Source organism: Bradyrhizobium sp. CCBAU 45384, assembly GCF_028128665.1.
GTDB lineage: Bacteria > Pseudomonadota > Alphaproteobacteria > Rhizobiales > Xanthobacteraceae > Bradyrhizobium > Bradyrhizobium manausense.
Genome location: NZ_LBIZ01000116.1, coordinates 319,858 through 344,945, shown reverse-complemented (window position 1 = coordinate 344,945; position 25,088 = coordinate 319,858). Strand labels below are relative to the sequence as shown.

Below are 25,088 nucleotides of genomic sequence, written 5' to 3'. Positions count from 1 at the left end.
TGCGTCCGGGGGCACGAGACCTCCCAGGTAGTCACGTTCAATGACGACATCTCCTCGCATCGCCCTGATTCATGCCCTCAAGCACTCCATCGCCCCGATTGAGGCGGCGTTCGCACAGGCGTGGGCGGAGGCGCGGCTGATGAACCTGCTCGACGACAGCCTGTCGGCGGATCTGGCGCGTGACGGCAAGCTTGGCGACGCCATGATGGAGCGCTTCCTCGCGCTCGGCGATTACGCCGCAGCCACGGGCGCGAACGCGATCCTGTTCACCTGCTCGGCCTTCGGACCCTGCATCGAAGCGGTCGCGCGCGCACACGCACCGATGCCGGTGCTGAAGCCGAACGAAGCCATGATCGAGCGAGCGGTGACGATGGGCAAGCGCATCGGCTTGCTCTCCACCTTCCCGCCGACCCTGGCCTCGATGCCGCCGGAGTTTCCGGCCTCCGTCCAGATCGTGCCGAAACTCGCCGAGGGCGCGCTGGCCGCACTCGATCGCGGCGACCGCACCATGCATGACCGGCTGATCGTCGAGGCGTCAAAAGACCTGCGCGACTGCGACGTGATCGCACTGGCCCAGTTCAGCATCGCATCATCAGCTCCGCTGGTCGCGGAGGCCACCGGCCGTCCGGTCGTGACGACGCCGGACAGCGCGGTCGAGAAGCTGAAGGGGCTGTTGAAGGCAATGCCTTAAGCGCCCGCCTTCTTGCGCCGCTGCGCGTCCTTGATCGCAACGGCGAGCGCGGCCTTCGTCTCGTTGACGAAATCCTCGACCAGCTCCTCGCGCGTGGCATGCGCGGCCTCGCCGGTGAACAGGCCCTGCGCGGCCAGCATCACCACGCCGTGCAGCGCCGCCCAGATCTTCAGCGCCTGCCGCTCGCGCAAATAGCCGACCGCGGGGGCCTCCAGCGCTTCGATCACGAGCGCAAAAGTCTCCCGCGTGGCCTCGTGCAGCTCGCTGCCCTTGGCCGCGCAAGAGACGGTGCGGGACGCAAACATCAAACGGTAGACGCCGTTACGGCGCAGACCGAAATCGAGCGTCGCCTGCGCCAGCCGTGACAATTTCGATTGCTTCGACGGCTTCGTCATGGCTTCGCGCAACATCGCGCTGAACTGCCGGAAGGCCTCGGCGGTCGCCGCGGCCAGCAACGCATCGCGATCGGCAAAATGCCGGTAGGGTGCCGGCTGCGAGACGCCGAGCTGCTTTGCCAGCGCCTTGATGCTGATCGCCTCCGCTCCGCCCTGCTCCGCCTCGCGCAACGCGGCCTTGATCAGGGCGTCACGGAGATCGCCATGGTGGTAGGTATTCTCGGGCTTGCGGGCGAGTTGCGATCGCATGTTAGGGGCAAGCCTATAAGTTTGCGCTTGACAGGGGAAGCCTGCCGCGAATGTAATAGCATATAACTTAGAATGAGCGGCAAATGCCGCCGACGATAGACAAGAGGAACGCGCAGCCCTCGGGCTACGCGCACACGACCGAGGGAGCCGCAATGGCAGAACGACTGAAAGTTCACGTCGATCCCGACAAATGCCAGGGCCATGCACGCTGCAAGGCGCTGGCGCCTGAATTGTTCGAGCTCGACGAATACGGCAACGCCCACGAGGCCGGAGATGGCACAGTTCCGCCAGGGCTCGAAGACAAGGCCTGGCTTGCCAAATCCAACTGCCCGGAAATCGCGATCGATGTGATCGAGGAGTAGCGCGGCGCCCGCCCGCGCGTGCCTTCAGCGAACACGAGCCTCAAGGGATTCTTCCGATGTCCGATGTCAGCCAGCCCGTCGCCCATCCGCCCGTGACCGACTGGGTCAACGATTTCGACCACACCGATCCGCAATGGACGGACGATCCGTTTCCGATCTGGGAGGAGCTGCGCGCCGCGAGTCCGATCGTGCACACCGAGCGCTTCCTCGGTTGCTACATGCCGACGACCTACGAGGCGGTGCGCGCGATCGCCAACGACACCGAGCATTTCTCCTCGCGCCGAATCATCGTTCGCGACGTCCGGCCCGAGGTCGCGAGGAACGCGGCCCCGCCGATCACGTCGGACCCGCCCGTGCACAAGCCGGCCAAGCAATTGCTGCTGCCGCCCTTCACGCCGGATGCGATGAAGAAGCTGGAACCGCGGATGCGGGCGATCTGCAACGAGCTGATCGACGGGTTCATTGCCGACGGCAAGGTCGACGCCGCCGCGCGCTACAGCAAATACATCCCGGTGCGGGCCATCGCGCACATGCTCGGCATTCCCGAAAGCGACAGCGATCTCTTCATCAACTGGATTCACATGATCCTGGAGCTCGGCATCAGGGACGAGAGCAAGCTGCTCCAGGCCGTGCAGGAGATGAGCGACTATTTTAGGACGCATATCGAAGAGCGCCGGTCGAAGCCGACCGACGACCTGATCTCGTATCTGATGAATGCCCGGGATCGGGAAGGCCAGCCGCTGGAAGAGTCGCACGTGCTGGGTTCGCTGCGGCTGCTCCTGATCGCCGGCATCGACACGACCTGGAGCGCGATCGGCTCCTCACTGTGGCATCTCGCCCGGACGCCGGCGGATCGCGAGCGGCTGATCGCAGAGCCAGGTCTGATTCCCACCGCCGTGGAGGAGCTGCTGCGCGCCTATTCGCCTGTCACGATGGCCCGCGAGGTGGTCAAGGACACCACGGTCTCGGGCTGTCCGGTCAAGGCGGGCAACATGGTGCTGCTGTCCTTCCCGGCCGCCAACCGGGACCCAAAAATGTTTCCGGACGCCGACAAGGTCGTGATCGATCGCCGGGAGAACCGCCATGCCGCCTTCGGCCTCGGCATCCACCGCTGCGTCGGTTCCAATCTGGCGCGAATGGAGATGCAGGTTGCGCTGGAGGAATGGCTGAAGCGAATTCCGGCCTTCGCCCTCGATCCCGCCGGCACCGTGACCTGGTCGCAGGGCACGGTGCGGGGACCTCGCCAGTTGCCATTTCTGCTGGGAAAGGCGATGTAGGCACCCAGACAATAGACTTCTGGGAGGCCGGACGTGACAGAGCAAGCAATCGAACCGGCCTCTGACCATTTCGACATCGCCGACGCCAAGCGGCGAATCAAGGCGATCTTCATCGGCTCCGTCGGCAATCTCGTCGAGTGGTACGACTTCTACGCCTATACGGCCTTCGCGCTGTATTTCGCCCCGGCCTTCTTTCCCGGCAACGATCCCGTGGTGCAGCAATTCAATGCCGCCGTGATCTTCGCGGCGACCTTCCTGATGCGCCCGCTGGGCGGCTGGTTCTTCGGCTACCTCGCCGACCATTACGGCCGGCGCATCTCGCTGACCCTGTCGGTTGTCTTCATGTGCTTCGGCTCGCTGATCATCGCGCTGACGCCGACCTATGCGACGATCGGCTTCGCCGCGCCTGTGATCCTGGCGATCGCCCGGATCATCGAGGGCCTGAGCTTAGGCGGCGAATACGGCGCCAGCGCCACTTATTTGAGCGAGGTCGCCGATCCCAGGCATCGCGGCTTCTATTCGAGCTTCCAGTACGTCACCCTGATCGGCGGCCAGCTGACCGCGATCATCGTGCTATTGCTCCTGCAAAAGGTCTTCCTGACGCCCGATGAGCTGAAGGCCTGGGGCTGGCGCATTCCGTTCGCGATCGGCGCGGCGCTCGCGATCGTTGCCGCGGTGATGCGGCGCAATCTGCACGAAACCGAAGCCTTCGAGGAAGCCAAGAGGGTGGTGAAGCCATCAGGCTCGATCACCAATCTGCTGCGCTATCCGCGCGAGCTGCTGCTGGTGGTCGGCCTCACCGCCGGCGGCACCGCCGCCTTCTACACCTTCACCACCTACATGCAGACCTTCGTCAAGCTCTCGGTCGGGCTGACCGAGGACCAGACCACCTTCGTGATCTTCGGCACGCTGGTGTTCGCGACCATCCTGCAGCCGATCTACGGCGCGATCTCCGACAAGATCGGCCGCAAGCCGCTTTTGATCTTCTTCGGCGTCGCCGGCACCCTCGCGACCGTGCCGCTGCTGATGACGCTGAAGGAGACCAAATCGCCCTTCATGGCGTTCATCCTGATCAGCTGCGCCTGGCTGTTCGTCGCCGGCTACACCTCGATCAACGCGGTGGTGAAGGCCGAGCTGTTTCCAACCACTGTCCGCGCGCTCGGCGTCGGGCTACCCTATGCCATCACCGTCTCCATCTTCGGCGGCACGGCGCCGGCGATCGCACTCTATTTCAAGACCATCGGGCACGAGCAGTGGTTTTACTACTATCTCGCCGGCATCATCTTCCTGTCGCTGATCATCTATTCCACCATGCGCGACACCAAGCGCGAATCCGCGATGCATCGCCACGAGTAACTGACTTCGAGTAAACCATGGCCGACGAAACGCCATCCAACAGCAAGCTGACCCGCACCAAGGAAAAATGGGCGCGCGAAGGCCGCTTCCTTACCGGCAAGGTCACGCGCCCTGAAGACCAGCGATTGCCGCCCGGCCAGCATCTGACAAAGGACTGGCCGGTGCTCGATCTCGGTGTCGTGCCGCCGGTGTCGCGCGAGCGCTGGCGGCTGGACGTCTATGGCGCGATCGATAATCCCATCTTCTGGACTTTTGCAGATTTCGCCGCGCAGAAGCAGGAGCAGTTCACCTCCGACATCCATTGCGTCACGACCTGGTCGCGCTACGACAATCAGTGGGAAGGCCTGGCCACGCGCGAGCTGCTCGCGGTCTGCCAGCCGCGCGAGAATGCGCGCTTCGTCGTGTTGCATTCCTATGACGGCTACACCACCAACCTCGCGTTGGAAGACTTTGCCGCCGAGGATGCGCTGCTGGCCCATAGCTGGTCGGGCCAGCCACTGTCGGACGAGCATGGCGGCCCTGTCAGGCTCGTCGTGCCGCATCTGTATTTCTGGAAGAGCGCCAAATGGCTGCAAGCCATCGAATTCGTGACTGAGGATGCGCCGGGCTTTTGGGAAGTCCGCGGCTATCATAATCGCGGCGATCCCTGGGCCGAGCAGCGCTATTCAGGGGACTAGCCTCAAGCAAACAAGGGGGAGCCCATGCCGACCGAACGCTTCCAGTTCACCGGTGAAGGCGGTCATCAGCTCGCAGCGGCGCTCGAGCTGCCGGACGGCGAGCCCGCAGCCTACGCACTGTTCGCGCACTGCTTCACCTGCGGCAAGGACACGCTCGCTGCAAAACGCATCTCGGTCGCGCTCGCCGCCAAGGGCATCGCGGTCTTGCGTTTCGACTTCACCGGCCTCGGCTCCAGCGAGGGCGATTTCGCCAATTCGACCTTCACCTCGAACGTCGCCGATCTCGTGCGCGCGGCCGATCATCTCCGCAGGTCCCGCAAGGCGCCGTCGATCCTGATCGGCCATAGCCTGGGCGGCGCCGCGATCCTGGCGGCCGCCGGCAAGATTCCTGAGGCAAGAGCCGTCGTCACCATCGCGGCACCGTCCGACCCGGCTCATGTCACCGGCCTGTTCGGGGAACATGTGGATGCGATCCGCGCGCAGGGTGAAGTCGAGGTTTCGCTTGCCGGACGCCCGTTCCGGATCAAGCGCGAATTCCTCGACGACATCGTCGAGCACGAGCTGATGAAGGACATCACTGGCCTGCACAAGGCACTGCTGGTGATGCACTCGCCCGTTGACGACACCGTCGGCATCGACAACGCGACCAAGATCTTCGTTGCAGCCAGGCATCCCAAGAGCTTCGTTTCGCTCGACGACGCCGATCATCTGCTGACCAAGCCGGCCGATGCGCTCTATGCGGCCGACGTGATCGCCGCCTGGGCCAGCCGCTACATCGACACGGCAAAGACCGCAAAAGCGATCGATCTCCTCGATGAACCACGCAAGGTCGTGGTCCAGGAAACCCGCAAGAGCAAGTTCGACCAGCTCATCACCGTCGGGCCGCATCATCTCGTGGCGGACGAGCCGAAAGCGGCCGGCGGCGAGGATGCCGGCCCCGGCCCCTATGATTTCCTGCTGGCGGGCTTGGGCGCCTGCACCTCCATGACCATGCGCCTTTATGCTGACCGCAAATCGTTGCCGCTCGACCGCGTCACCGTCACGCTGAAGCACGCGAAAATCTACGCCAAGGACTGTGCGGAATGCGAGACGCGCGACGGCATGCTCGACCAGATCGAGCGCGAGATCGCGATGGACGGCGCGCTCGATGCCGAGCAGCGCAAGAAGCTGATGGAGATCGCCGACAAGTGCCCGGTGCACCGGACGCTGACCTCGGAGATCCGTATCGTGACCAAGGCCGTGGATTAGAAGCATGCCGCCATCGTTCGCACCGCCGCAGCTATCTCGCTCTCGCGCCAGGCCGCAAAGCCGAGCAGCAGGCCATGATCGCGCGGCTTGCCCAGCGCCAGGCTGGATAGTGCGCGCGCTTCAACGCCGGCGTCGACCAAGCGCTTCACCACCGCCTGATCGGCGCGCCCTCGTTTCAGGCGGGCGACCAGCTGGATGCCGCCCTGGGGCACCTCGACCGTCAACGCCTCGCCGAGATGGCGTTGCAGCCCGTCGACGAGATGATCGCGCCTGAGATGGTACAGCCGGCGCATCCGGCGCAGATGTGCCAGGAAATGCCCGTCAGTGATGAACTCGGCGAGCGCCTCCTGGACGTGGCTGGATGCGATCAGGCCGATATGCCGCTGCGCAATCTCGAATGTGCTGGCCAGCGCGGGAGGCACGACGAGATAGCCGAGCCGGATATCCGACGTCATCGCCTTCGAGAAGGTGCCGACATAGAACACGCGGCCATGGGCATCGAGCCCTTGCAGGGACGGCACCGGGCGGCTGTCATAGTGGAGTTCGCCATCGTAGTCGTCCTCGACGATCCAGGTCCTGCCGGGCCTGCTTGATCCGAGAAACGCGGTGCGGCGGGCCAGCGACATCAGCCGCCCGGTCGGATGCTGATGCGACGGCGTCGTGAAGATGAGTTTCGGCGCGGCCATCCCAGGCATCTGCTGCATGCCCTGCTGATCCAGCCCGATGCCGGTGACGCGCGCGCCAGAGGCACGAAAGCCGGCCGCCGCGCCGGGATAGCCGGGATCTTCGACATAGACCTCATCGCCCGGCGTGATGAGCACGGCCGCAATCAAGGTCAGGGCGGCCTGCGCGCTCGGCAGGATCATGATCTGGTCCACGGCTGCGCGAACGCCCCTGCTGGCCGCGAGGTAATGCGCCAGCGCCTCGCGCAGGCGTGTGCGGTTGACCGGACCAAGCTCACGCTTGGCGGCACGCACGGCGCTGCGGCGCAGGCACCGCGCCCAGACCTCGTTCGGAAACTCTCTTGCATCGCCATGCCCCGGACGCAGCGGCTTGAGCGGCGCCTGATAGGACATCGGCCAGTCGGTCTGCTTGAGCTTTGAAGCCCAGGGTGAAAGCCGAGGCCTGGCGGACCGGGCCTTCGATGCGGCAACGCCCATGCCTTCGATCCGCTCGCCGCCATCGACGGTCACCACAGGACGACGTCCACGCGATGCGGCGAGATATCCCTCGGCGGCAAGCTGCTCGAACGCATAGGTGACGGTGTTGCGTGAGACACCGAGATCGCCGGCGAGCCTGCGGCTGGACGGCAGCGCGCAGCCCTTGGCGATGCGGCCGGCCGCGATCAGGCCGCGAAGCTGGCCCGTCAGTTGCGCCACCAGCCCCTGCTCGTCGGCGCGGTTCAGGACGATCAGGCCGGAGATCATGCTGTCCGAAACTGGCACTCTATTCCTTTCCAATCTGGCGCTTTTTCAGGTGCCAGTCCGGATGCTATCCACCGCACCGGACCGCTTCAAGGACCTTGCGATGAACTCTTCCTTGTCTCCCCGCGCCGCCGTCGGCCTGTTCCTGATAGTTGTGCTGGCCTGGGGCGTGAACTGGTCGATGACCAAGCAGATCGTGCAGTTCCTTCCGCCGCTATGGACGTCGGCGATCCGGAGCTGGATCGCGCTGGCCGGCTTGTTCGTGATCCTTAAGGCGAGCGACAATCTGGTGATCCCGGAGCGGCGCGACATCCCTGTCATCCTCAGCGTGGCGCTGCTGCACATGACGATATTCTCTGTCCTGGTCGCGGCCGGTGTGCGCTTCCTGCCCGCGAGCAAGGCGATCGTGCTCGGCTACACCACGCCGCTGTGGGTCGCGATATCAGCCCCCATGCTCGGCAAGGATACGCTGACCGCACCCAAGCTTGCCGGCGCCTTGTTCGGCCTGGTCGGCCTTGCCGTCATCCTGAATCCCAACTCGATCGACTGGAGCAATCGCAACGTCCTGCTCGGCGCCGGCATGGTGATCCTCGCCGCGATCTCCTGGGCCGCGAACATCATCTATCTCCGGGCGCATCGCTGGATCGGCTCTCCGCTCCAGCTCCTGATCTGGCAGCTGCTGGTTGCGACCATCGTGCTCACGGCATTGGCCGTCATCACCGATGGCCTGCCGCACGCGGCATGGTCATGGAAGCTGGTGCTGCTGCTCCTGTATTCCGGCCTGGTCGGGACGGCGCTGGCCTATTGGGCGATGTCGATGGTCAACAGGAGCATCTCGGCGCTGACGACGGCGCTCGGCACCACGGGGACGCCGCTCGTCGGCATCGCCAGCGCGGCGATCCTGCTGGGCGAGCCGATCGACATCAGCCTCGTCCTCGCAGCCGCGCTGATCGTGACCGGCATCGGCCTTGCGACCTTGGGCGATCGGATGTTGCGCCGTCAGGCGACTGCGAGCGGCTGAACGCGCATGGCTCCGCGCAGGCCCGCCGCCGTGCCGAGCACGATGCCGGCGACTGCGATGAACGAGCCGACCGCAAGCGTCGAGATGCCGGTGAGCCCCTGCCCGATCGAGCAGCCGAACGCCATCACGCCGCCGATCCCCATCAGCGCGGCGCCGGTGCCTGAGCGCAGCATGTGACGCGGCGAGGAATAGCCTTCGAGCTTGAAGCGACCGGTGGCGAGCGAGGTGAGCAGGCTGCCCGCGAAGACCCCGCCCACGGTCGCAATTCCGAAGTTCGGCGTTAGCCCGGTCGAGAGCATCGCATATTGCAGACTATCGGCGATCGGCGCGACGAAGGTGAGCGAAGTCACCGGCACCGGATTGAACTCGTCCGCACCGAGATAGCCGGTGACATACCAGCCGCCGGCAACGAGAAGGCCCACGATGACGCCCGCCGCGACCTGGCCCGGCGAGCGGCGAAACGGTGGATGAGCGAAGGCAAACAGGATCAGCGCAACGACGATCACAGCCGCGGCCAGCGCGCGCGCAACCAATTCAGTGACACCGACCGTCGCGAGCACCGATGGCAGCGAATTCATGGTGACGGTGATCTGCGAGGCCTGGACCAGCGCAATGCGCGCCGGCGCAATCAGGCCCTTGAGCGTCATCTGCGCGGCGATGGCGAGCACGATCACCACGACGAAGGAACGCAGATTGCCGCGGCCGAGCAGCACCAGCGCGCGCGAACCGCAGCCGTTCGAGAGCACCATGCCGTAGCCGAACAGCAGGCCGCCAAGGAACAGCACCGGCACCGAAAAGGTGGGTTGCAGATAGATCGACTTGCCGAGATCGACCATGCCGCTGCCGGCGAGGAGCTGGCTCGCAACAATCGCAACCGCGATCGCCAGCGCGTAAGTTCGCACCAGCCGCCCATCCCCCTCCGCCAGCCATCCGCGCATGCTGCTCATCAGGCAGAAGCCGCTGAGCAGGCCGACGGAGCCGTAGACAAGGCCGATAACGAGGCCGGCGAGGATGACGAGTTGGGCGGATTCCATCGGTAGCTCTCAGACCTCTCGCCATTTTCCGTCATTGCGAGCCACCGGGTCCGCGCAAAGCGCGGCCCGATGACAGGCTCCGCGAAGCGATCCAGACTGTCTCCGCGGAAAGACTCCGGATTGCTTCGCCGCGCTCGCAATGACGAGCTTCATGGCCGCAGGATGACCCTATCGCGCGACGAGCCGGCCACGGCGACATAGGCCTCCTTCGCACGCTGCAGCGGATAGATCGCACTCGCCTTGATCGGGAACGGCTTCAAACGCCCACTCGCAAAGCCCGATTCCAGGTCGCGCAGCACCGCGCCTGTCGCAGCCGACGACAGGCCGAGCGTGTCGATGCCGACATAGGTGTGCTGGCCGCGATAGAATTCCAGAATGTTGAACTGCACGATGCGGTCGATCGCGGCGATCAGGATCTGGCGACCGCGCAGGCCGAGCGACTTGTGCGCGGCCTGGAAATAGGGATCGCCGACCGTGTTGAAGACGATGTCGGCGCCCTTGCCGCCGGTCAGCTCGCGCACGCGCGTGGCGACATCGGTTGTGGAAGCGTCGATCACCTCGATCGGCGCATTGCTGTGGCCCTCATAGGCCTCCGCCTTGCGCACCACGCCGATGACGCGCGCACCCTGCCAGGTCGCGATCTGCACCGCTGATTGCCCGACCTTGCCGTTGACGCCGAACACCAGCAGGGTCTCGCCCGGTTTCGGAACACCGGCGCGGCGAAAGCCTTCCATCGCGGTGACGAAGGGCACGCCGATGCCGGCGGCCTCCTCCCATGACACCGTGTTCGGCTTCTCCACCACGGCATCGGCTTCGACGACGAGATGGCTCGCATGCGTGCCGTCGCGGCGGATGCCGAGATCGCCGGAGGAGCCGAACACCTCATTGCCGACCGTGCCGGCCGGACCATCGATCACCACGCCGGCGTAGTCGCGGCCCGGCGTGCGCGGGAACACGGCGTAAGGCATCAGTCCGGTCGCAGCCTTGACGTCGGATGGATTGACGGCGGCGGCCTTCACCTCGATCAGCAGATCGTTCGGGCCACGCGCGAGCGTGCGACGCTCGACATCGGGGGCAAGCGCAGCAGCGTTTTCGGCCTTGCTATTGAGGCGAACGCAGCGTGCTTCGATGGTCATGGTATCGGCTGGCGACATGGGAAAGGCCCGCGATTTCTCGCGGGCCTTGTCGCCTCTGGGGGCGGTCAAGTCAATCCGTCAACTCAGTCCTTGATCAATCCTTGCTCAATCCTTGGGCCGCTTGTCGTAGAGCCGCTTGGCCTTGCCGAGCGAGCGCTCAAGCGTGGCCGGCGCGACCACCTGGACCCTGGAGCTGACACCGATCGTGTTCTTGATGTGGGTCGAGATCCGGTCGGCATGGTCGACGAGGCCGCGGCCATCCCAGCTCTCGGGCCGGGCCTCGGCGATGATGGTCAGCTCGTCCATGCGGCCTTCGCGGGTCAGCTCCAGGATGAAGTGGCCGCCGCACCAATCGGTCGCGAGCAGCACCTCCTCGATCTGGGTCGGGAACAAATTGACGCCGCGCAGGATGATCATGTCGTCGGAGCGGCCCGTCACCTTCTCCATGCGCCGCATGCCCGGCCGCGCGGTGCCCGGCAGCAGCCGGGTCAGGTCGCGGGTGCGATAGCGGATCACGGGGAACGCTTCCTTGGTCAGCGAGGTGAACACCAGCTCCCCCTTCTCGCCATCAGGCAGCACCGCGCCGGTCTCGGGGTCGATCACTTCGGGGTAGAAATGGTCTTCCCAGATGTGCAACCCGTCCTTGGTCTCGATGCACTCCTGCGCAACACCGGGGCCGATCACCTCGGAGAGGCCGTAGATGTCGGTCGCGTCCATATCGAAGGCGTCCTCGATCTCGCCGCGCATCGCATTGGTCCAGGGCTCGGCGCCGAAGATGCCGATCTTGAGCGAGCATTGGCGCGGATCGAGCTTCTGCCGCTTGAACTCGTCGAGGATCGCCAGCATGTAGCTCGGCGTCACCGTGATGATATCAGGCCGGAAGTCGTTGATGAGCTGCACCTGCCGCTCGGTCATGCCACCGGAGATCGGAACCACCGTGCAGCCGAGCTTCTCGGCACCGTAATGCACACCGAGCCCGCCGGTGAACAGGCCATAGCCATAGGCATTGTGGATGATCATGCCGGTGCGGCCGCCAGCGGCGCGGATCGAGCGCGCCATGACGTCCGACCAGGTGTCGATGTCGCGCTGGGTATAACCGACCACGATCGGCTTGCCCGTCGTGCCCGAAGAGGCATGCACGCGCACCAGCTTTTCGCGCGGCACCGCAAACATGTTGAAGGGATAATTGTCGCGGAGGTCCGTCTTCACCGTGAACGGAAATTTCGCGAGATCGGACAGCTCGCGAAAGTCCGAGGGATGCACGCTGGCCTTGTCGAAGGCCTTGCGATAATGCGCGACGTTGTCATAGGCGTGCTTCAGCGACCAGGCCAGCCGCTGCGTCTGCAGCGCCATGATCTCATCGCGCGAGGCGCGCTCATGCGCGTCCATCTCGGCCTTATAGGTGTGGCCGCCTTCCTTCAGCTTCGTCGAAGCCATTCTCGTTTCCCCACATATGTGTTCTTCTCTTTATTGATCTTGCGTGGGCAGCCACGTGCCCGGAACGACACGCGAATGCCCACGGAATTCAGCAATGACGGTGTCGCCTGATGTGACGCGCACATCATAGATGCCGGAGCGGCCGCCGCGGCTCACCTCCCGCGCCGTCGCAACAAGGCGGTCGCCGAGCCTGCCGGGCTTGAGAAAGGTGATCTGCCCCTGCGCCGCGACGACGCGCTCATTGTGCGAGTTGCAGGCAAAGGCGAAGGCGGAATCGGCGAGCGTGAAGATGAAGCCGCCATGGGCGATGCGCTGGCCGTTGACCATGTCCGGACGCACAATCATGGCCAGCGTCGCGAAGCCCGGGCCGATCTCGACGATCTCCATGCCGAGGCCCTTGGAGGCATCGTCTTCGGCCCACATCGCATCGGCACAGGCGCGGGCAACATCCTCAGGCGACAGGGCGGCTTTGACGTTCACGCGCTTCTCCCGGTGAAATGCTTGCTCATGATGTTCTGCCTGATGGCCAAGACTGTCAAACGTGGTCGTAGTCGACCACCACGCGCTCCGACGATGGCTTGGCCTGGCAGGTCAAGACAAACCCGGCCTTCAGCTCCCAGGGCTCCAGTGAATAATTGATGTCCATGGCCGCCTCGCCCTCGACCAGCTTGGCGCGGCAGGTCGAGCACATGCCGCCCTTGCAGGCAAAGGGCAGATCCACGCCGGCGCGCAGCGCGGCATCGAGGATGGCCTCGTTCTCGGCGACCGGCACGTCGCGGCGCTTGCCGTCGATGATCAGTGATGCGACCGCCTTCGGCGGCGCATCTGAAACTACGACTTGCTTCGGCCGCGGCTTGCCGCCGAACTCCGAGACGAAACGCTCGACATGGATGCGCTCCCCCGCGATGCCGAGATCGCGGCAGGTCGCCTCGATCTCCTCGCTCATGCCCAGGGGACCGCAGATAAAGACGTGGTCGACGCTCTCCGCCGGCACCAGCGAGCGCAGCAGCACCCGCACCTTGTCGCCGTCAAGCCGGCCATGCAGGATCGGGATGTCCTGCTCCTCGCCGGAGATGACATGGAAGATCGAGAGGCGATCGATGAAACGGTCCTTCAGCTCCTCGAGCGCCTCCAGGAACATGATGTTGTCGGTGGTGCGGTTGCCGTAGAACAGGAAGAAGCGGCTGTCCGGCTCGCGCGCCAGCACGCCCTTGACGATCGACAGGATCGGCGTGATGCCGGAGCCCGCGGCAAAGCCGACATGGATGCGTCCGGCCTCGGCCGGAGGGATCACACCAAAGCGCCCGGTCGGCGTCATCACGTCGAGCTCGTCGCCGCGTTTCAGCTCCTCCGCGGCCCAGCTCGAAAACGCGCCGCCGTCCACCTTCTTCACGGCAATACGGATCTCGCCGTCATCGGGGCCGGAGCAGATCGAATAGGAGCGGCGCACCTCCTCGCCGTCCAGCGTGGTGCGCAGCGTGAGATACTGGCCGGGGCTAAAAGCATAGTCGTCGGCGAGCTCGCGCGGGATGGCGAAGGTCATCGAAACGGCGTCCGACGCCTCGCGGCGGAGGTCGTTGACGGCCAGGCGGTGAAAGCGCGGTGCGGCTGCGGACATGGTCAATGACACTTGAAATAATCGAAGGGTTCGCGGCAGGCCTTGCAGCGCCAGAGCGCTTTGCAGGAGGTCGAGCCGAATTCGGACAGCAGCTCGGTCTTCTCAGAGCCGCATTGCGGGCACGCGACGGCTTGCTCGCCGAACAGCGCGCGGCGTGAGCTTGAGGCTTGCGGTGGCGCGATGCCGTAGGCACGCAGCTTGCGGCGCCCCTCCTCGCTCATCCAGTCCGTGGTCCAGGCCGGCGACAGCACCGTGCGCACCGTCGGACGATGGAAGCCGGCGCGCTCCAGCGCGATCTCGATTTCCAGCGCGATCATGTTCATCGCCGGGCAGCCCGAATAGGTCGGGGTGATCGCGACCTCGACGCGGTCGCCGTCGACGGAGACATCACGCAGCACGCCGAGATCGGCGATGGTCAACACCGGAATCTCGGGATCGACCACGCTCGCCGCAGCGTCCCAGGCGCGCTGGCGCAATTCGCTGTCGTGCTCCAACAACGTCACCATGTCTGCCCCGGAAAGGTGCGCTGCATCGATTGCAGCTCGGACAGGAGGTGGCCGAGATGCTCGCTGTGCCGGCCGTAACGGCCGCCCTGCTGCATCCAGTCGTTCTGCGGCAGTATAAGCGTTGCCTCGCTGACGACGTCGGACAGCGTCGTCAGCCAGTGGCCGCGCAGGGTGCCGGGATCGATCGCGATACCGGCGTGGATCAGCGCGCGTTCGCCGTCGTCGACGGCGAACATCTCGCCGGTGAAGGCCCAGAGGTGATCGATCGCGGCTTGCGCGCGTGCGTGACTTTCGTCAGTGCCATCGCCGAGCCGGACGATCCATTCCGAGGCGTGGCGCAGATGATAGGCGCTTTCCTTTTCCGACTTCGCGGCGACAGCCGCGAGCGTCGCATCGCGCGAAGCCATCATCGCGCGCCAATAGATATCGGCGAAGGCGGAATAGAAGAACTGCCGCACCAGGGTCTGGGCGAAGTCGCCGTTGGGCTGCTCAACCAGCAGCAGATTGCGGTACTGCCTGACATCCCGCAGATAGGCAAGCTTGTCCTCGTCGTTGTCCCTGCCCTCGACCTTGGCGGCATAGGTGTAGAGCTCGCGTGCCTGGCCGATCAGGTCGAGCGCGATGTTGGAGAGCGCCATGTCCTCTTCCAGCATCGGCGCGTGCCCGCACCATTCCGACAGCCGATGGCCAAGGATCAGCGCATCGTCGGCGCGCCGCAGCGCGTAGAGCACCAGTGGCGTTTCGGAGACCTGGATGTTGGCGGAAGACATCACATCACCCCCATCACATGTGTCCCACTTCCTCGGGCACCTCGTAGAAGGTCGGATGCCGGTAGATTTTCGATTCCGCCGGCTCGAACATCATGCCCTTCTCGGCGGGATCGCTGGCGGTGATCGCGGTCGACGGCACCACCCAGATCGAGAGGCCCTCGCCGCGGCGGGTGTAGATGTCGCGGGCGGCTTGCAGCGCCATGGTGGCGTCGCTCGCATGCAGCGAGCCGACATGCTTGTGCGCAAGCCCGTTGCGGCTGCGAATGAAGACTTCCCACAGCGGAGTGTTCGGCGTGGCCATCCTGATCTCCCTATTCCGCGGCTTGCGCGGTCTGACGCCGGGCGCGCTTGGCGGCATAGGCGGCAGCGGCCTCGCGCACCCAGGCGCCCTCGTCGTGCGCCTTGAGGCGCGCGGCCATGCGGTCGCGGTTGCACGGGCCGTTGCCGGCTAGCACCTGCTTGAACTCGGCCCAGTCGATCTCGCTGTAGCGCCAGTGGCCATCTGCGTCCTGGGTCATGCCGGGATCGGGAATGGTGAGGCCGAGATATTGCGCCTGCGGCACGGTGGCATCGACGAACTTCTGGCGCAGCTCGTCGTTGGAGAAGCGCTTGATCTTCCACTTCGTCGAAGTGTCGCTGTGCTGGCTCGTCGCGTCAGGCGGGCCGAACATCATCAGCACCGGCCACCACCAGCGGTTCAGCGCATCCTGCGCCATCGCCTTCTGCTCGTCCGAGCCGCGGCACAGCGTCAGCATGATCTCGTAGCCCTGGCGCTGGTGGAACGACTCCTCCTTGCAGACGCGGATCATCGCGCGCGCATAGGGGCCGTAGGAGCAGCGGCATAGCGGGATCTGGTTCATGATCGCGGCGCCGTCGACCAGCCAGCCGATGGTGCCGATGTCGGCCCAGGTCAGCGTCGGATAATTGAAGATCGAGGAATATTTTGCTTTCCCGGCGAGCATGGCGTCGACCAGCTCTTCGCGCGAGCTGCCGAGCGTCTCGGCAGCGGCATAAAGATAGAGCCCGTGACCGCACTCGTCCTGCACCTTGGCCAGCAGCGCGGCCTTGCGGCGCAAGGTCGGCGCGCGCGTGATCCAGTTGCCTTCGGGCAGCATGCCGACGATTTCCGAATGGGCGTGCTGGGAGATCTGGCGGGTCAGCGTCTTGCGGTAGGCCGCCGGCATCCAGTCATTCGGCTCGATGCGCTCCTCGGCATCGATGCGGGCCTGGAACTGCGCAGCTCGGCCTGCGTCCTCGAGACCCCGATCGTCGGTCTCGGCCGTGTTCAGCGCCTGGGTATACATGCGCAGTCCTCCCAATTTGTTGGAGGCAACATATAACAAAAATTACGTCATGCAAGATATTTCTGTAACATAAAAAAAGGAGCCTAGCCTTTCTTCTCTTCTCCCCTCGTGGGAAGACGGGCCGGGCTCCAGTGCCCTATGCGGCCTCGCCTCGTGGCCCTCCGAAGCCCGCCGGTGTCTGTGTCGTGGCCTGGCTGATGCCGCGCGAGCGTCAATGATTGGTCAACAACTACTGCTCGGGCACGTAGCTCTCCGCAACCGAAAATAGGCTCGGAAGACTGCGATACCACGTCGCGAGCCAAGCTATGCTCACCAACAGAGCAATGCCGACAACGCTGACAAGGATCTGGGCGACGATGCCGTCGCTGACCTGCACGAGGATCCAGTAAGCGGCAAAGGAAAGGAATACGCCGAAGCAGAATACAGGCAGCGAGCGCTGACCACACAGGATCACTGGCCGCAGCCGTTTGGAACTGAGCCAGTGCGCGTCCGGTGGAAGGAAATGCAGCAACACGATCAGTGTGGCCACGAAATGCGTGAGACGCAGCGGGTCGAGGTTGGTTTTGTCGATTGGATAAATTGCACGACTTAAAGCCTCTGGCACAAATCCTTCCAAACTTGGCACATGCCATGTCATGACGATCAGAAACGCGAATATGAGCAATGCCACCGCGACAACAGTGACCGAGCGAGACAATGCTGTGGACCTTATCCTTGGCCCGCTACCAAAACCGCACCAGATCCCGAATACAAACAAGAACTGCCATGCGAACGGGTTGAAGTACCATTTGCCTCCTGGGAACGAGGGTAAATTCCAATCGAGATGCCGAGCAACAAAATAAACCATCGCAGAGGCGAGCAGGGTCAAGTTCGGTCGCCGCAGCAGGCACCACAACAGTGCTGGCGCAGCGAGAACCAGCACGATGTAGAGAGGAAGGACATCGAGGTTGACTGGCTTATACCTTAGCATAAGGGCCTGGCCGATCATGATATCGGGACGATTGAGAAATTGCGCCACATTGAACACGTCCTTGTACATCGGGTTGTCAAAGCGAGCCGCGGTGCGCGCGACTTGCGCGACAAAAAACAAGAACAGGAAGATGTGCGCGACATACAGCTGCGACGCTCGCGTCCAAAGCCGCTTCGCTGCGGCTAAGAGCAGCCCGTTCCTGACGGCTGGTCCATACGCAAACCCGATCGAATAGCCCGAGGCATAGACGAAGAATTCTGCAGCGTCGCTGAAGCCGAAGTTGCGAAGGGTGAACCAATTGCAGAAGTTATTTGGGATATGGTCGAGGAAGATGATCCACTGTCCGATGCCGCGGATGAAGTCGAGCCGTAGGTCGCGTTCAGGTGGCTGTAAGAGAAGCGTCATGCGCGGCCCTGCGCTACTTGCACCCATGTCCTGAGCCCTCCGCAGAACTGTTTCAGGCTGTCGCGTGAGGCCGCCGCTTAAGTTGATCTAGCTCAAAGCCGCTGTCGAAAAGGAAGATCCGTTGATGGCCGATGTGGGATTTCGCGTCACCTCGCGTTCACACCGCTATCGAGGGCATAAGCGGACTTCGTTCAAATGTGGGCCGGGCGGGACCAAAGTTGGGTTGTATCGCCTTCGGGCTTCGAGCGAGGCTGGGACCAAGGCTTCCGACATGTAAGGGTTTTATTCCTAGGAATATATCCACAGGAAACTGTCGCTCTCTTCGAATTGGCGCAGGGGGCAGCTTGATCTAGCGCAAGGAACGAACTTCGGAGCGTCCCACGTTGGTGTCGTGAATTAGCAAACCCCTTGGAGACAGCAATGAAGCACGCACGTTCCACTCTCGTGCTGACCGCCCTTCTCTCGACGCTGCTGACAACAACAACTTATGCGGCATCGAAGCATCAGCCACAGATAACCCAAGCCCACTACGACGCGATGGAAAAGTGCGTCTCCCAAACACTCGAGGCACTGCCCGGAACCCCGTCACAGGGAAACGGCCTCTCGGATCGGCGGAGGGCGATGTACATGGAATGCGCAAGAAAGGCTGGCTTTAGGCCTTGAGTTTCTTTGAAACTGAGAATTGTCTGGGACAGTCCGACAATTGTCGACGGCTTGGGGATTTGGGGCGATCAGGCCGCGCTGCAAATCCTCCGGTAGTCAACGGCTGATCGATCATCCGGCACAGTTGGCGCTGCAATACGCAGCTCGCGCGGCTTCAGCTACCGAACCTCCGCTCCAACAGCTTTCGCGCCGACGGCAATGGCCCCTTCTCATTGCTTCCATGGCCGTCAAGCCATTGTTCGGACGGGACAAGCAGCGCGCGATAGATCTCGCCGCAGAGCGCGCGGGCCGCCCTGCCCGGCCAGTCCGCCGGCAGCAGGCTTTCGGGCAGCAGCGGATCGCGCAGCACGACGCGGCGGTAATAGTGGATCAGGAGGATGCGCGCGGTGAAGGCGTCGGCCTCGGACAAATCCGTGCCGCGCGCGAGCGCGGCGCGCAGCGGCTCAAAGGTCTTCATGAATTTCAGATAGGCGTCGGCGGTGCGCTCCAGCGGCCAGCTTGCGCTGAGCAGGCGACGGCCGCTGTCATCCTCCGCCGACACCTCGAGGCGGATCGCGCCCGCGGCCTCGTCAGGCACCGGCACGCCTGACGGAGCGACCCACACGCCCGGCAGCGGGCTGCCGAAGCCGGCATTGCGCAGCGCTTCGCGCGAGGCATCGCGATCCTCACCATTGCCGATCAGCAGCAGCTCGAAGCGGCCGGTCCAGTCCGACGGCGGCGGATCGTAGATGTGACGCGTCGCGGCCTCGAACGTCTCGCGTCCCTTCTCGGCGAGACGATAAAAACTGTTGCGACCGACCTTCTCGCGCGTCAGCCAGCCATCGGCGGCAAGGCGCGACATCGCCGTGCGCACCACGCTGCCATCGATGTCGAGCCCCTCGAAGAACGCCAGCAGCGTGCCGAGCCACACCGAACCGCCGCGCGGCACAATGGCATCGCCAAACATGGTGATGACGATGGAGCCCGTGCGCGACGGCTCACGCTTGAGCTGGTCGATGATGCGAGAAAGCGGATGCGCCATGCGGCAGGCTTAGCGCGTTTGGTGCAGGCGCGACAATTCCCTCTTCTCCTTCTCCCCGCTTGCGGGGAGAAGGTCGGGATGAGGGGGAGTCTCCGCAGGGTCGGCGAGAGTGGGATTCGCGGAGAGTCCCCCTCACCCGGAATTTGCTGTTCGCAAATTCCGGCCTCTCCCCGCAAGCGGGGAGAGGCGAAGAAAGAGCATCACCTATGCGGATCGGGATAGACCACGCTGCGCCAGCCGCTGCGATCGAAGGGGCGCCATTGGCCTTCCTTCTGCGCGAGGCGGTCGGCCACCGCATAGACGACGGCGGGATGGTGACCCATGCCGCAATGGCTGCTCTCGACCTCGATGCTCTCGGTCTGCGCGCCCGTCTTCTCCATGCAGCCCTGCCAGGCGCAGACGCCGTCGGTGCGGCTGAAGATGGCGGTGGTCGGGACCGGCGGCGGGGCGCCGAGGTCGCCGCCGAAGCGCGGGTCGACCTCGTCGGCGCGGCGGCCGCTGGCCCATTCATAGACGCGCCAGGCATTGGTCGATCGAGGATTGCCGGCGAAGGGGCTGCCGAGCGTAATCACCTGGCGCACACGATCGGGCATCATCTTGGCGAGCTGGCGCGCATAGAGGCCGCCAAGGCTCCAGCCGACCAGGCTGATCTTGCGACCGTGGGTGTCGTTGAGCTCCTCGACCAGATCGACCATCGCATGCTGCACGCCCGGCCGCAGGCCGTAGTTACGGCCCTGGCGCCAGCCGCTCACGGCGTAGCCCTTGCTGGTGAGAAAGGTGCGCAGCGCGCGCGTGGAGACATCGGAGGCGACGAGGCCCGGCAGCACCAGCACCGGATGGCCGTCGCCGCGCGGCGCAAGGCTCAGCAGCGGCAACGCGCCGAGGAACGCGCCGAACTCGTGGATCGCGCGCCCTTCCAGAAACATCAGAGTACGGGACGGCGGGCGCAGCGTCTGGGCGGTAGCGGTCATCAATGGATCCCCTTGGGAAGAATTCCTGAACAGCCCGCCGGCCGCGATATCGGCAACGGGCACGAATTCCAATACGCCGGCTTCTTGATCGTTCCGCAGCGCAACATGAATCAGCTAGGCGGCCGGTTCCCGATATTCAAGCGGGAGAGACACGGGGCCACAATAGGCCCGCGCGTTAATGCTGTCAGGCGTGACGCAAAAGTCACAACAATCGGAGCAGGAATTCGCCCGTGTAGAGCGCAAGTCCCGCGAGCCCGCCGATCAGCGAGCCGTTGAAGCGGATGTATTGCAGGTCGCGGCCGATGTTGATTTCGATCAGCGAAATCAGCTGCGCCATGTCCCACGCCTTGACCTGGTCGGAGATGAAGGTCGAGACGCCGCTCTTCTGGTCGGCGACGAAGCTGCGCAGCACTGTGACCAGGCCCTGGTTGATCTCGCCGCGCAGCTCGGCATCGCCGGCGAGCGCTTCGCCCGCCGCGACGAACATGCCGGCGAGATGATGCTGCAGCACCTGGGTCTCGCCGGATGCGCTGCGCTCGATGAAGGAGCGCGTGTTGGCCCAGACGGTGCGGGCGAGATCGGCAAGCTCGGGCCGCGCCAGGAAATCGCGCTTCAAGCCGTCGATGCGGTCGATATAGGCCCGGTCGGTGCCGAGCCGGTCGACGAAGCTGAGCACCATGCGGTCGAACTCGCCGCGGAACGGATGCCTGGGATCGCTGCGCACCTCGTTGAAGAACGCGGTGGCGGACGAGACGATCTTGTTCACGAGAAACTTGTCGGCGCGATAGAGCTTGAGCAGGGTCGGCAATTCCGCGCGCACCTTCTCGCGGATCATCGCCATCGTTTCCTTCTGGTTCAGCGTCTCGTGCATCACGCGCAGGAGATCGTCGAACAGGATCTGGTGCCGCCCCTCCGCGACGAAGCCGCGCAGCGTGCCGGCCGCGAGCGGTGCGAGGTCGATCGCCTGGATTTGTGTCGACATGCGGCGAATGATGAAGGTCATCAGGCCGGAGCTTTCGGTCGCGGACACCGCCTCCGGCAGCAGCCGCAGCGCAAAGCGCGCGAGGTCATCGCTGCGCTTGCGGTCGCGCAGCCAGTCGGCGACGAAGGAGCCGAAATCGATCTCCTTCAGCTTGGCCTCGACGGGACCGGCCTCGAGGAAATGGACCTGGATGAACTCGCCGAGCTTGTCGGCGATACGGGCCTGGTTGCTCTGGATGATGGCCGTGTGCGGAATCGGCAGGCCCAGCGGCCGCTTGAACAGCGCCACCACGGCATACCAGTCGGCGAGGCCGCCGATGGTCGCGGCCTCCGCAAAAGCGGCGACGAAGCCGAACACGGGATGCACCGGCAGCAGCCATTTTGCGACGATGAACAGAGCAAGCGTCGAGGCCAGCACCAACGTCGCCAGCGCTTTCACGCGGCGAAGCTCCGCGGCGCGTTCGGCGTCGCCAGGGGTGTCGAATGAGAAAGTGGCGGGGCGAGTCATTGTGAATTGGAGACTACGTCATTCCGGGACGATGCGAAGCATCGAACCTCAGGTACGCAATTGCGCACCTGAGAATCTCGAAATTCCGGGTTCGCCCTTCGGGCGCCCCGGAATGACGGGGGATGATGACGGCAGCGCAAACAAAAGGCCCGCCGAAGCGGGCCTCAAAACACAGTTTCAACTCAACGCAACAAACTCAACCACACAATCAGGCGGGCTTGTAAACCTTGGCGAAGTTATCCTGAGCGGACTTCGCACCGTTGGCGGCGAGCTTGCCGAGATAGTCGGCGGTCGCCTTGGTGCGCGAGACGAACGCTTCGCCGCGGGCGCGGAGCAGGCTCGACTGGATCTCGACGGCTTCGCTGAACGACTTGGCGGACGCGAGCTTGTCGATACCCGAGAAGAACGCCTCGGCGTCCTCGTAGATCGCCTGCTGGATGTTGCGGCTGATCTTGCCGGCTTCAGTGACGGACTCGGTCACCGCGTTCTCGACGGCGGCGGTCACGCGCTCGGAGCCAGCGAACACCTCGGCAGCACGGTCCTTGGCGGTGTTGGCGGTCTTCTTGACGAATTCGCGGGCAGCCTCGGGAACTTCCAGGTTCTGGATGTTCTTGAAAGCGTCTTTGAAGCCCTCGAAAGCGCTGTTGGTTTCGGTGGTCATGGGGGTTCTCTCCATCCTCATTAGGTTGAGCTATGGGCTCACCCCGTCCTCGATGGCCCGGGGCACTGGATATATGGCATTGTTAATTGTGCGACGCAATATTCATGGTGCAATGCGGCATCACGAATTCGTGATCAGCCTTATCTGGAGGCATTCTGATGCCTCCCTGCCCCCGCCGCCTACTGTGCATGGGGTTGTTTTGCGGTTTTTGGCCGGCGGGGTGGCGCTTTTAGTGCTGGACGGCACTTCTTAGTGCTGGACGGCACTTCTTAGTGCTGGACGGCGCCTGGCAGCCCATAGGCCTCCATCTGGGCCTGGACCTGCGCGATGTTGTGGCCAAGCACGACGATGTCGTGGGTCTTGCCGTCGACGTCCCGGACATGGTCCCGGAGCAACGCCTCAGCCTTGAAGCCGAGGCTTTCGAACAGCGCGATCGCCGCCTGCTGGTCGACCGTCATCTGGACCGAGAGCTTCTCCAGCCCCGCCCCGAGCGCGAGCGCGAAGGTCTCCTGCGACAGCGCCTTCCCGACCCCCTTCCCGCGCACGTCCTGCGAGACCACCATGCGGATCTCGCCGACATGGGGCGACCAGGAATGCGGGTCGCGCACCAGGGTGCCGCAGCCGACGACCGTGCCACCCCTGACCGCGAGCAGGCTCTGAATGGCGCCGCGCTCGATCTCCTTGACCCAGGCCGACAGCACCTTCGGCTCGCTGATGTTGCGCGGCAGGAACAGCAGGTCATGGGTCGGCAGGCCTTTGCCGAAGGCAAGCACGGCGGCTTCATCGGCGGCCGACATCAGGCGGATCTCGATATCGCCGGCGTCGGTCTTGACGTGGCGCGGATAGGTACGCTGCTCAGTCATGTTGATCGTGTCCCCAGCCAGGAATCCAGTTTCGGCCATAGCCGCTTGATGGCATTGGCGCCGGCGACCAGCGAGACGTGACCGCCTTTCAGCATCACCTCTTCCTTGTCCGCCGAGCCGATCTTCGCGATCAGATGTTTGGCCGCGTCATAGGGCACGATGTGATCGTGCTCGGCGACCGCGTGCAGGATCGGCACCTTGATGTTCGCGAGCTTTGCCGGGCGGCCGCCCACCGACATGGTGTCGTTGTAGAGCTTGTTGTCCCACATCAGGTCCTTGGTGATGGTGCGAAAATATTCACCGGCCAGCGGCAGCGTGTCGGTCGCCCAGCGGTCGAACATCCGGTACGACTTCACGAACTCGTCGTTCCAGATGTTTTCCCAGAGCTGGATCTGGCTCGCCGCGCGCGAGGCCGGACGCAGCATCTCGAACGACGACAGGATCATCTCCGGCGGCACGTTGCCGACGCTGTCGACGAGGCGGTCGACGTCGAAATAGCGGCGGTCGGAGAAATTGGAGAACAGCTTCATCTCGCGGAAGTCGATCGGCGTGGTGAAGCAGATCAAATTCTTCATCGGCCCGTCCGGAAAGATCGAGCCGTACAGCAGCGACAACACGCCGCCGAAGCAATAGCCGATGACAGAGACGTCCTGCTCGCCGGAATCGGCCTGCACGCGGCGGACGCAATCGGGTATGAAGTCGAGGACATAATCCTCCATCCGCAGGCTTCGCTCCTCCGGCCGCGGCGCGCTCCAGTCCAGCATGTAGACGTCGTAGCCGCGCTTCAACAGGAACTCGATGAAACTCTGGCCAGGCACGAGGTCGAGGATGTAGCCGCGATTGGTGGTCGCCATCACGATCAGCACCGGCACGCGGTAGATCTCGTCCGACATCGGCCGGTAGTGATAGAGGCTCATCGTGCCGCGCGAATGCAGCACGTCCTTCGGGGTCGATCCGAGCGTCGGACCCGAGGTCGAGAAATATTCGACGCCCTTGATGCTGCGCTGGATGGCGCGCTGCACCTCGGCCTGGATGCGCTCCGGGATGCTAGCGAAATCAAGTCCCGTCGGCGCGTTCATCTCGGCCCTCCGCCTTCGGATGGCGGACGTTTGGTACGCGGCGGCCGCAGTGCGGCATCGACCGGCGATCCGCCCGACGCCGCCGACATCTGGCTGAGCATCGACTTGATCTCGCCGATCTGACCCTCGATGGCTTGCAGCCGCTCGGCGATGCCGGTCATCTGCTCGCGGCTCGGCAGGTTCATCGAGAGAAGATATTTCTCCATGAGATCGCCGAACTGCTTCTGAGCGCCCGCAGCAGCACCGCCGGCCCGATTCATGGCCTGCGAGAATTCAGGCGTCTCCATCGCCTTGGTGGCGAAGGAGTTGAAGCCCTTCTCCATCTCGCCAACCATCTTCTGCCACAGGGCGACAGGGTCGGTGATCTTGTCGGTCATCGGCGTCCTCCAGGTCACGAGGGCTTCTTGCGCCCCTCTTTTGCCGCCATACCACACCGTTGCGACGGGCCGGTCAACGGCTAA

26 protein-coding genes are annotated in these 25,088 nt (G+C 64.1%); 7 read left to right on the top strand and 19 right to left on the bottom strand.

Annotated features, from left to right (window positions below; translation table 11 throughout):
• Window positions 1–40: 40 nt before the first annotated feature.
• Window positions 41–691 carry an aspartate/glutamate racemase family protein gene (locus tag XH80_RS31105; protein ID WP_271601880.1) on the top strand — a complete coding sequence of 217 codons (651 nt, stop codon included), beginning with the start codon at window positions 41–43 and terminating at the stop codon, window positions 689–691.
• Here XH80_RS31105 and XH80_RS31100 read toward each other — a convergent pair.
• Entirely contained in the window at window positions 688–1,335 is a 648-nt protein-coding gene (locus XH80_RS31100) for a TetR/AcrR family transcriptional regulator (RefSeq protein WP_271601879.1), read from the bottom strand. The genes XH80_RS31105 and XH80_RS31100 overlap by 4 nt on opposite strands.
• A gap of 152 nt (window positions 1,336–1,487) precedes the next feature.
• On the opposite strand from XH80_RS31100, the gene XH80_RS31095 reads away from it, so the two are divergent.
• The 5 genes from XH80_RS31095 to XH80_RS31075 are packed head-to-tail and all read left to right on the top strand — an operon-like array spanning window position 1,488 to window position 6,255.
• Window positions 1,488–1,697, top strand: a complete 210-nt coding sequence (locus XH80_RS31095) for a ferredoxin (RefSeq protein ID WP_018648108.1) — start codon at window positions 1,488–1,490, stop codon at window positions 1,695–1,697.
• A gap of 56 nt (window positions 1,698–1,753) precedes the next feature.
• Window positions 1,754–2,974, top strand: a complete 1,221-nt coding sequence (locus XH80_RS31090; protein WP_271601878.1) for a cytochrome P450 — start codon at window positions 1,754–1,756, stop codon at window positions 2,972–2,974.
• Between the two features lie 33 nt (window positions 2,975–3,007).
• The gene (locus XH80_RS31085; RefSeq protein WP_271601877.1) at window positions 3,008–4,330 is read left to right on the top strand and encodes an MFS transporter; all 1,323 of its coding nucleotides are present in this window, start codon (window positions 3,008–3,010) and stop codon (window positions 4,328–4,330) included.
• Between the two features lie 17 nt (window positions 4,331–4,347).
• Entirely contained in the window at window positions 4,348–5,007 is a 660-nt protein-coding gene (locus XH80_RS31080; protein WP_271601876.1) for a sulfite oxidase-like oxidoreductase, read from the top strand.
• Window positions 5,008–5,031: 24 nt separating this feature from the next.
• Window positions 5,032–6,255 (top strand): bifunctional alpha/beta hydrolase/OsmC family protein, encoded by a 1,224-nt coding sequence (locus XH80_RS31075; protein ID WP_271601875.1) that lies wholly within the window; start codon window positions 5,032–5,034, stop codon window positions 6,253–6,255.
• Here XH80_RS31075 and pdxR read toward each other — a convergent pair.
• On the bottom strand, window positions 6,252–7,682 hold the full coding sequence (gene pdxR, locus XH80_RS31070; RefSeq protein ID WP_271601967.1) for a MocR-like pyridoxine biosynthesis transcription factor PdxR: 1,431 nt from the start codon (window positions 7,680–7,682) through the stop codon (window positions 6,252–6,254). The two genes, XH80_RS31075 and pdxR, sit on opposite strands and share 4 nt — an antisense overlap.
• Window positions 7,683–7,782: 100 nt before the next feature.
• Here pdxR and XH80_RS31065 point away from each other — a divergent pair, with 100 nt between their 5' ends.
• Window positions 7,783–8,700, top strand: a complete 918-nt coding sequence (locus XH80_RS31065) for a DMT family transporter (protein ID WP_271601874.1) — start codon at window positions 7,783–7,785, stop codon at window positions 8,698–8,700.
• Here the strand turns inward: XH80_RS31065 and XH80_RS31060 are convergent.
• From XH80_RS31060 to XH80_RS30980, 17 genes are all read right to left on the bottom strand, one after another.
• The gene (locus XH80_RS31060; protein ID WP_271601873.1) at window positions 8,679–9,734 is read right to left on the bottom strand and encodes a YeeE/YedE family protein; all 1,056 of its coding nucleotides are present in this window, start codon (window positions 9,732–9,734) and stop codon (window positions 8,679–8,681) included. The genes XH80_RS31065 and XH80_RS31060 overlap by 22 nt on opposite strands.
• Window positions 9,735–9,883: 149 nt before the next feature.
• The gene (locus XH80_RS31055; protein ID WP_271601872.1) at window positions 9,884–10,888 is read right to left on the bottom strand and encodes a quinone oxidoreductase family protein; all 1,005 of its coding nucleotides are present in this window, start codon (window positions 10,886–10,888) and stop codon (window positions 9,884–9,886) included.
• An 87-nt stretch (window positions 10,889–10,975) separates the two neighbouring features.
• Window positions 10,976–12,307 (bottom strand): phenylacetate--CoA ligase PaaK, encoded by a 1,332-nt coding sequence (gene paaK, locus XH80_RS31050; protein WP_271601871.1) that lies wholly within the window; start codon window positions 12,305–12,307, stop codon window positions 10,976–10,978.
• 30 nt (window positions 12,308–12,337) lie between these two features.
• On the bottom strand, window positions 12,338–12,787 hold the full coding sequence (gene paaI, locus XH80_RS31045; RefSeq protein ID WP_271601870.1) for a hydroxyphenylacetyl-CoA thioesterase PaaI: 450 nt from the start codon (window positions 12,785–12,787) through the stop codon (window positions 12,338–12,340).
• A gap of 55 nt (window positions 12,788–12,842) precedes the next feature.
• Window positions 12,843–13,925 carry a 1,2-phenylacetyl-CoA epoxidase subunit PaaE gene (paaE, locus tag XH80_RS31040; RefSeq protein WP_271601869.1) on the bottom strand — a complete coding sequence of 361 codons (1,083 nt, stop codon included), beginning with the start codon at window positions 13,923–13,925 and terminating at the stop codon, window positions 12,843–12,845.
• 2 nt (window positions 13,926–13,927) lie between these two features.
• Window positions 13,928–14,431, bottom strand: coding sequence for a 1,2-phenylacetyl-CoA epoxidase subunit PaaD (gene paaD, locus XH80_RS31035; protein WP_271601868.1), 504 nt, complete (start codon window positions 14,429–14,431; stop codon window positions 13,928–13,930).
• A complete protein-coding gene (gene paaC, locus XH80_RS31030) occupies window positions 14,425–15,201 on the bottom strand; it encodes a 1,2-phenylacetyl-CoA epoxidase subunit PaaC (RefSeq protein ID WP_271601867.1) in 777 nt (258 codons plus the stop codon). Before paaC ends, paaD begins: the two co-directional genes overlap by 7 nt.
• Window positions 15,202–15,214: 13 nt before the next feature.
• Complete coding sequence (gene paaB / locus XH80_RS31025) at window positions 15,215–15,502, bottom strand: 1,2-phenylacetyl-CoA epoxidase subunit PaaB (protein ID WP_008136594.1); 288 nt, start codon at window positions 15,500–15,502, stop codon at window positions 15,215–15,217.
• A 10-nt stretch (window positions 15,503–15,512) separates the two neighbouring features.
• The gene (paaA, locus tag XH80_RS31020; RefSeq protein WP_271601866.1) at window positions 15,513–16,505 is read right to left on the bottom strand and encodes a 1,2-phenylacetyl-CoA epoxidase subunit PaaA; all 993 of its coding nucleotides are present in this window, start codon (window positions 16,503–16,505) and stop codon (window positions 15,513–15,515) included.
• A 229-nt stretch (window positions 16,506–16,734) separates the two neighbouring features.
• Window positions 16,735–17,907 (bottom strand): OpgC domain-containing protein, encoded by a 1,173-nt coding sequence (locus tag XH80_RS31015; protein ID WP_271601865.1) that lies wholly within the window; start codon window positions 17,905–17,907, stop codon window positions 16,735–16,737.
• 790 nt (window positions 17,908–18,697) lie between these two features.
• Window positions 18,698–19,564 (bottom strand): phenylacetic acid degradation operon negative regulatory protein PaaX, encoded by an 867-nt coding sequence (paaX, locus tag XH80_RS31010; RefSeq protein ID WP_271601864.1) that lies wholly within the window; start codon window positions 19,562–19,564, stop codon window positions 18,698–18,700.
• Window positions 19,565–19,764: 200 nt separating this feature from the next.
• Window positions 19,765–20,535, bottom strand: coding sequence for an esterase/lipase family protein (locus XH80_RS31005; protein WP_271601863.1), 771 nt, complete (start codon window positions 20,533–20,535; stop codon window positions 19,765–19,767).
• 202 nt (window positions 20,536–20,737) lie between these two features.
• Complete coding sequence (locus XH80_RS31000; RefSeq protein ID WP_271601862.1) at window positions 20,738–22,024, bottom strand: DUF445 domain-containing protein; 1,287 nt, start codon at window positions 22,022–22,024, stop codon at window positions 20,738–20,740.
• Window positions 22,025–22,232: 208 nt separating this feature from the next.
• Window positions 22,233–22,685, bottom strand: a complete 453-nt coding sequence (locus XH80_RS30995) for a phasin (RefSeq protein ID WP_271601861.1) — start codon at window positions 22,683–22,685, stop codon at window positions 22,233–22,235.
• A gap of 269 nt (window positions 22,686–22,954) precedes the next feature.
• Window positions 22,955–23,548, bottom strand: a complete 594-nt coding sequence (locus tag XH80_RS30990; protein ID WP_271601860.1) for a GNAT family N-acetyltransferase — start codon at window positions 23,546–23,548, stop codon at window positions 22,955–22,957.
• Window positions 23,545–24,627: a PHA/PHB synthase family protein gene (locus XH80_RS30985; RefSeq protein WP_271601859.1), complete on the bottom strand. Its 1,083-nt coding sequence runs from the start codon at window positions 24,625–24,627 to the stop codon at window positions 23,545–23,547. Before XH80_RS30985 ends, XH80_RS30990 begins: the two co-directional genes overlap by 4 nt.
• Window positions 24,624–25,004, bottom strand: a complete 381-nt coding sequence (locus tag XH80_RS30980; protein WP_271601858.1) for a hypothetical protein — start codon at window positions 25,002–25,004, stop codon at window positions 24,624–24,626. Before XH80_RS30980 ends, XH80_RS30985 begins: the two co-directional genes overlap by 4 nt.
• Between the last annotated feature and the right edge of the window lie 84 nt (window positions 25,005–25,088).

What these genes read in the sequence shown, in the direction of transcription:
- XH80_RS31105 (WP_271601880.1), top strand. Translation starts at nt 41, where the DNA reads ATGACGACATCTCCTCGCATCGCCCTGATTCATGCCCTCAAGCACTCC.
- XH80_RS31100 (WP_271601879.1), bottom strand. Translation starts at nt 1,335, where the DNA reads ATGCGATCGCAACTCGCCCGCAAGCCCGAGAATACCTACCACCATGGC.
- XH80_RS31095 (WP_018648108.1), top strand. Translation starts at nt 1,488, where the DNA reads ATGGCAGAACGACTGAAAGTTCACGTCGATCCCGACAAATGCCAGGGC.
- XH80_RS31090 (WP_271601878.1), top strand. Translation starts at nt 1,754, where the DNA reads ATGTCCGATGTCAGCCAGCCCGTCGCCCATCCGCCCGTGACCGACTGG.
- XH80_RS31080 (WP_271601876.1), top strand. Translation starts at nt 4,348, where the DNA reads ATGGCCGACGAAACGCCATCCAACAGCAAGCTGACCCGCACCAAGGAA.
- XH80_RS31075 (WP_271601875.1), top strand. Translation starts at nt 5,032, where the DNA reads ATGCCGACCGAACGCTTCCAGTTCACCGGTGAAGGCGGTCATCAGCTC.
- pdxR (WP_271601967.1), bottom strand. Translation starts at nt 7,682, where the DNA reads ATGATCTCCGGCCTGATCGTCCTGAACCGCGCCGACGAGCAGGGGCTG.
- XH80_RS31065 (WP_271601874.1), top strand. Translation starts at nt 7,783, where the DNA reads ATGAACTCTTCCTTGTCTCCCCGCGCCGCCGTCGGCCTGTTCCTGATA.
- XH80_RS31060 (WP_271601873.1), bottom strand. Translation starts at nt 9,734, where the DNA reads ATGGAATCCGCCCAACTCGTCATCCTCGCCGGCCTCGTTATCGGCCTT.
- XH80_RS31055 (WP_271601872.1), bottom strand. Translation starts at nt 10,888, where the DNA reads ATGTCGCCAGCCGATACCATGACCATCGAAGCACGCTGCGTTCGCCTC.
- paaK (WP_271601871.1), bottom strand. Translation starts at nt 12,307, where the DNA reads ATGGCTTCGACGAAGCTGAAGGAAGGCGGCCACACCTATAAGGCCGAG.
- paaE (WP_271601869.1), bottom strand. Translation starts at nt 13,925, where the DNA reads ATGTCCGCAGCCGCACCGCGCTTTCACCGCCTGGCCGTCAACGACCTC.
- paaD (WP_271601868.1), bottom strand. Translation starts at nt 14,431, where the DNA reads ATGGTGACGTTGTTGGAGCACGACAGCGAATTGCGCCAGCGCGCCTGG.
- paaC (WP_271601867.1), bottom strand. Translation starts at nt 15,201, where the DNA reads ATGTCTTCCGCCAACATCCAGGTCTCCGAAACGCCACTGGTGCTCTAC.
- paaB (WP_008136594.1), bottom strand. Translation starts at nt 15,502, where the DNA reads ATGGCCACGCCGAACACTCCGCTGTGGGAAGTCTTCATTCGCAGCCGC.
- paaA (WP_271601866.1), bottom strand. Translation starts at nt 16,505, where the DNA reads ATGTATACCCAGGCGCTGAACACGGCCGAGACCGACGATCGGGGTCTC.
- XH80_RS31015 (WP_271601865.1), bottom strand. Translation starts at nt 17,907, where the DNA reads ATGGGTGCAAGTAGCGCAGGGCCGCGCATGACGCTTCTCTTACAGCCA.
- paaX (WP_271601864.1), bottom strand. Translation starts at nt 19,564, where the DNA reads ATGGCGCATCCGCTTTCTCGCATCATCGACCAGCTCAAGCGTGAGCCG.
- XH80_RS31005 (WP_271601863.1), bottom strand. Translation starts at nt 20,535, where the DNA reads ATGACCGCTACCGCCCAGACGCTGCGCCCGCCGTCCCGTACTCTGATG.
- XH80_RS31000 (WP_271601862.1), bottom strand. Translation starts at nt 22,024, where the DNA reads ATGACTCGCCCCGCCACTTTCTCATTCGACACCCCTGGCGACGCCGAA.
- XH80_RS30995 (WP_271601861.1), bottom strand. Translation starts at nt 22,685, where the DNA reads ATGACCACCGAAACCAACAGCGCTTTCGAGGGCTTCAAAGACGCTTTC.
- XH80_RS30990 (WP_271601860.1), bottom strand. Translation starts at nt 23,548, where the DNA reads ATGACTGAGCAGCGTACCTATCCGCGCCACGTCAAGACCGACGCCGGC.
- XH80_RS30985 (WP_271601859.1), bottom strand. Translation starts at nt 24,627, where the DNA reads ATGAACGCGCCGACGGGACTTGATTTCGCTAGCATCCCGGAGCGCATC.
- XH80_RS30980 (WP_271601858.1), bottom strand. Translation starts at nt 25,004, where the DNA reads ATGACCGACAAGATCACCGACCCTGTCGCCCTGTGGCAGAAGATGGTT.